The sequence below is a fragment of the Negativicutes bacterium genome (assembly GCA_018052945.1).
In the GTDB taxonomy this organism is placed as follows: domain Bacteria; phylum Bacillota; class Negativicutes; order JAGPMH01; family JAGPMH01; genus JAGPMH01.
Genome location: JAGPMH010000070.1, coordinates 1 through 4,950, shown reverse-complemented (window position 1 = coordinate 4,950; position 4,950 = coordinate 1). Strand labels below are relative to the sequence as shown.

The 4,950-nt window shown below is 35.9% G+C and carries 6 protein-coding genes; 2 read left to right on the top strand and 4 right to left on the bottom strand.

Annotated elements, in window-relative coordinates:
* From KBI38_07960 to KBI38_07950, 3 genes are all read right to left on the bottom strand, one after another.
* The coding region (locus tag KBI38_07960; GenBank protein MBP8629984.1) for a DHA2 family efflux MFS transporter permease subunit at positions 1-1,084 on the bottom strand (1,084 nt) is incomplete at its 3' end.
* Positions 1,077-2,126, bottom strand: a complete 1,050-nt coding sequence (locus KBI38_07955; protein MBP8629983.1) for an HlyD family secretion protein — start codon at positions 2,124-2,126, stop codon at positions 1,077-1,079. The genes KBI38_07955 and KBI38_07960, both read right to left, overlap by 8 nt.
* Before the next feature lie 19 nt (positions 2,127-2,145).
* Positions 2,146-2,748, bottom strand: coding sequence for a TetR/AcrR family transcriptional regulator (locus tag KBI38_07950; protein MBP8629982.1), 603 nt, complete (start codon positions 2,746-2,748; stop codon positions 2,146-2,148).
* Between the two features lie 175 nt (positions 2,749-2,923).
* On the opposite strand from KBI38_07950, the gene KBI38_07945 reads away from it, so the two are divergent.
* Entirely contained in the window at positions 2,924-4,201 is a 1,278-nt protein-coding gene (locus KBI38_07945) for an O-acetylhomoserine aminocarboxypropyltransferase/cysteine synthase (GenBank protein ID MBP8629981.1), read from the top strand.
* 245 nt (positions 4,202-4,446) lie between these two features.
* The gene (locus tag KBI38_07940) at positions 4,447-4,728 is read left to right on the top strand and encodes a hypothetical protein (protein ID MBP8629980.1); all 282 of its coding nucleotides are present in this window, start codon (positions 4,447-4,449) and stop codon (positions 4,726-4,728) included.
* A 37-nt stretch (positions 4,729-4,765) separates the two neighbouring features.
* Here KBI38_07940 and KBI38_07935 read toward each other — a convergent pair.
* The coding region (locus KBI38_07935) for a peptidylprolyl isomerase (protein ID MBP8629979.1) at positions 4,766-4,950 on the bottom strand (185 nt) is incomplete at its 5' end.

Genomic DNA, 4,950 nt, shown 5'->3' with positions numbered 1-4,950 from the left:
TCCAATAATCACTTTGGGGGGTTATTTGTGCCGTGGCCCACATTCCAAATGCCATTAAAAACATTCCCGTTGAAATTAAATATTTTGCTTGGACTTTATTTACCAGCTTACCAATAATCGGCATTATGCAAATTACCACAAGCCCACTAGGCGATAATACCATCCCCGCTAACGTTGCATCATAACCAAAATTCGACTGCACCATCATTGGTAATAAGGTCGAGCTGGAATATAGCGCAAAGCCCACAAAAAAAATCATGAGGCTTGGCATACTAAAGCTCGGTAACGAAAATAAGCTGAGCTTTACTACCGGTTCTTTTTGTCGCAATAACCATATTACAGCGCCGACCAAACCAATTACCGCAATTATGGCAAAAAATATTATAAAATTACTATCAAACCAATCTTCTTGTTGCCCTTTATCTAAGAAAATTTGCAAAGCTCCTAAACCTAAGGCAATCAAACTAAGCCCAATATAGTCAATAGTCTGCACTTTTTTCTTAACCGACTCCGGAGTATCTTCTACAAACAGATTAACCAAATACAGCGCTAATAATCCCACCGGAATATTAATAAAAAAAATCCAACGCCATGAAAAATTATCGGTGATATAACCACCGAGCATTGGTCCAATAATCGGTGCCAATACAACCGTAATCCCGGTAATAGCAAAGGCAGTTCCCAATTTATGCAGTGGAAAACTGTCCTTTATTATTGCTTGTTGCATTGGTTGCAACCCGCCACCAGCAATTCCTTGCAGTAAACGGAACAATATTAACATTCCTAAAGAATTTGCCAAACCACATAGTAATGAAGTAACAGTAAAACATAAAATACAGACCATAAAAAAGTTTTTTCGTCCCATTACACCGGCTAACCAACCAGATAAGGGCAAAACAATTCCATTTGAAACCAAATAAGATGTCAACACCCATGTGCTTTCCTCGGAGGTTGCCCCAAGTGAACCCGCAATATGTGACAATGCAACATTAGCAATCGTCGTGTCAAGAACCTCCATAAATGTAGCCATACTAACAATAAACGATATTAAGTATGGATTAGTAGTATTAATATTACTATTCATTCTCAACTCCACCACTATCCGTATGTACGGTCGGTTCAACCGACATTCCTAAGGCCAAGTGAATATTATCAGGAATTTCACTAATCTTTATTTTTACCGGTATTCGCTGTACCGTTTTTACAAAATTTCCAGTCGCATTTTCTGCCGGAAACAACGAAAATCTTGCTCCTGTACCAGCTTGAAAACTATCAACAACCCCTTTTATTTCGACTTGAGGAAACGCATCCACACTGATGTCGACGCTTTGTCCCGGTTTCATATTTTTAAGTTGAGTTTCCTTAAAATTTGCGACAACCCATAATTCATTACCTACCAAGTTCCCTAATTGTGCTCCGGGCTGGACGTAGTTACCAACCTCGACACTACGCTTTGTAATATATCCATCCATCGGTGCGACAATCTTAGTATTGACCAAATCTTGTTCCGCTTGTGCTAATTCCTGTTCCGCTTGTTTAACTTGTGCTTGTAGTTGTTCTAAATTATCCCTCGCCGCATTTACCACGGCTCCGACTGTGCTGGCCGCTGTTTTATTTGCCCCTAATTTCTCCAAGGTCGCTCTGGTTGCTTTTTCATTGGCAATCGCTTGCTCTAACTGTTGTTGTGAACAGGCTCCACTATTATAGAGCATCTCCATTCTTGATAAATCCGCCGCTGCTTTTTGCCAAAAAGCCTCCGCATTATTTTCATCAGCATGAGCCGCATCATAGTTAGAGGGTGCACTAACATTAGTCTTTTCTAAATTGTTTTTCGCTACGCTCGCTGCCGCTTTTACTGCTTCTAAATTCGCCAAAGCTTTATTTCTTTTAATTAAATAATCGGTACTATCTATTTCCAACAAAACCTGCCCCTTAGTGACAACTTGATTATCAGTAATATTCAAAGTTTTCACATAGCCTGCAACCTTCGGACTAATAACCACATTTCGCCCTTCAATCACCGCATTATCAGTTGATACTTCATACCGATGAAAAAACCAATATCCCCCCACTACCACTATTATAATCATTATCACCGAAAAAATTTTCATTAATTTAGCTTTCATCTTCTCACCTTTTTTACTTTTAACAATTTTCTGTTAAAATTCCCTTTAAATATATTTCTAACGCTTGTTTATTATACTCAGTCCCTGAATTTAACTTTTGGGGAATAAATTTTTGCGTTAGCGGTTTCGTTATATAATAAAAATTTAAAATTCCCACTAATGATACTGACGCAAAAATCGGATCTAAACTATCCTTAAAAACTCCTTTATCAATCCCTTCTTGCAATAACTCTTGAATATATTGATAAGACTGTGCAATATGGCGCTCAATCGTTGCTCCGCCAATAGCAGTCGGATTGGCAATCTCACTAGTCATAAATCTTGATAATAATGGTCTTTTTTTATGGATTACTGCTACTTGTTGAGCATAAAAAGACAATTTTTCTAATGGCGAATCAGCTTTATTATTTTTTGCAACTTCCAAAGCCTCTAAAATAAGTTTTAACTGATGTTCTAACACCGCCTGATATAAACCATCTTTCCCTTTGAAATGGTATGAAATTGCCGAAACATTAATTTTTGCTTTTTGTGTCACCATTCTTACCGAAACAGCATTATAACCATGTTTTGCAAATAAGTTTGTCGCAATATCTAATAATCTTTCTCTTGTCGCTAACTCCATTACCCCACCCTTTTCAAACAATCGTTTGTTTTAATTTATCACCATTACACTGCATAATCAAGCTTATTTTCTATTATTATTAAATATTATCATTGACAACGGCACTTGAATTAAATATAATTCATATAAATCATATATGTATTATATTTAATTAATTTTGAGGGGCTGATTTTTTATGAGTAAATATCAATTTGAAACACTACAATTACACGCTGGTCAAAGCGTTGATCCCACTACCAAATCAAGAGCAGTACCGATTTATCAAACAAGTTCTTTTGTTTTTGATAATACTACTCATGCGGAAAATTTATTTGGCTTAAAAGAAAGTGGTAATATCTACAGTCGCTTAACAAATCCGACTTGGGATGTCTTTGAGCAAAGAATGGCCACATTAGAAGGTGGTACAGCCGCGTTAGCTGTTGCTAGTGGTGCTGCCGCTATAACTTATGCGATCTTAAATCTTGCAAAAACAGGCGACAATATCGTTGCTGCCAGCACATTATATGGTGGAACCTATAATTTATTGGCCGACACCCTTCCTAATTATGGTATTACTACTACTTTTGTTAATCCCGATCAACCACAAAATTTCGCCAATGCAATCAAATCTAACACTAAAGCAATTTATTTAGAGTCAATTGGTAACCCCAAAATAAATCTAGTTGATTTACAGCAGATTGCTGATATTGCACATGATTTTGGGATACCGGTTATTATTGACAATACCTTCGCTACACCATTTCTCTTCCGCCCTTTTGAACACGGTGCTGATATCGTTGTTCATTCTGCAACAAAATTCATTGGCGGTCATGGCACCTCCATTGGTGGGGTAATAATTGAAAAAGGACATTTCGACTATGAAAAATCAGGTCGCTTTGAAGACTTTGTAAAAAAGGATCCCACTTATCATGGCGTAAGTTTTTATCATGACGTGCCTGGCGCTTCTTTTGTTACCAGAATCAGAGCTAAACTATTACGTGATACCGGTGCTAGCCTTAGTCCATTTAACGCTTGGTTATTTATCCAAGGATTGGAAACTTTATCTTTGCGAGTTGAACGTCATGTTGAAAATACCGAAAAAATTATTTCATTTTTAGAAAATCACCCTAAAGTGGAAAGTATAAACTATCCAAATTTAAAAACCAGCACTTATTATCCTTTAGCAAAAAAATATTTTCCTAAAGGTGTTGGTTCAATTTTCACCTTCAGTGTTAAAGGGGGCGAAATTCCGGCCCGTCAGCTTATTGATAACTTAACCTTATTTTCAAATCTAGCAAATGTGGCTGATTCAAAATCATTGGTAATTCATCCGGCATCAACAACGCATCAACAATTGTCACCAGAGCAACAATTACAAGCCGGTGTTACGCCTGGACAAATTCGTTTATCTATCGGAACCGAAAATATAGCGGACTTAATAGCAGACTTAAGTTCAGCACTAGATAAAATTTAAAATGATAATTCCTATTTATTTGAGTATCGAAAATGTCATAATAGTTACGATTTTCTTAAAATCAGAGACCATATTATCTGGGAATTTAAAGAACAAGCAGAAGATTCTATTGAATATTATATTTAATAGAATCTTCTGCTTATTTTTTAATATATTTTAAAATTCACAAAATATTGACTTTTTAGTCTATTTTTTATAAAATAATTACATTGTTTACTAAAAAACCCAAGAAGTGAGGTGATTTTTTGAGAAAGCTATTATTATTAATATTCAGTGTACTGCTTATCACTACTCTTACCGGTTGCGGTACGGCCAAAACAAGTGCTACCACTGCTGATAATACCCCTAAAACAACCGAGGATAAAAAGCTGCTGGAAGAAATTAAACAACATGAAAATTTAACTGATGCTGATATGAAAAAAATTCATTCTGAAGCAGAAGAACGTATGAATAAATTTGTTGGACAAGACTATCGTAAAAATATAAAAGAAGATGAGCCTGACTTTTATACTATGAAATCAAAATAAAAAATCCGGTAGCGTTATGCTACCGGATTTTTATGTTTTACTCTTCTACTATTGTTACATTTTGCATTAAATCGCCTTGTTGAATTTTATCAATCAAATCAATACCTTCAACAACTTGACCAAATACAGTATGAACACCATCTAAATGTGGTTGTGCTTCTAATACAATGAAAAACTGGCTACCACCGGTATTTTTACCGCGATGTGCCATTGATAAAGCTC

Coding starts and splice junctions, on each gene's coding strand:
- KBI38_07955 (MBP8629983.1), bottom strand. CDS start 2,126: ATGAAAGCTAAATTAATGAAAATTTTTTCGGTGATAATGATTATAATA.
- KBI38_07950 (MBP8629982.1), bottom strand. CDS start 2,748: ATGGAGTTAGCGACAAGAGAAAGATTATTAGATATTGCGACAAACTTA.
- KBI38_07945 (MBP8629981.1), top strand. CDS start 2,924: ATGAGTAAATATCAATTTGAAACACTACAATTACACGCTGGTCAAAGC.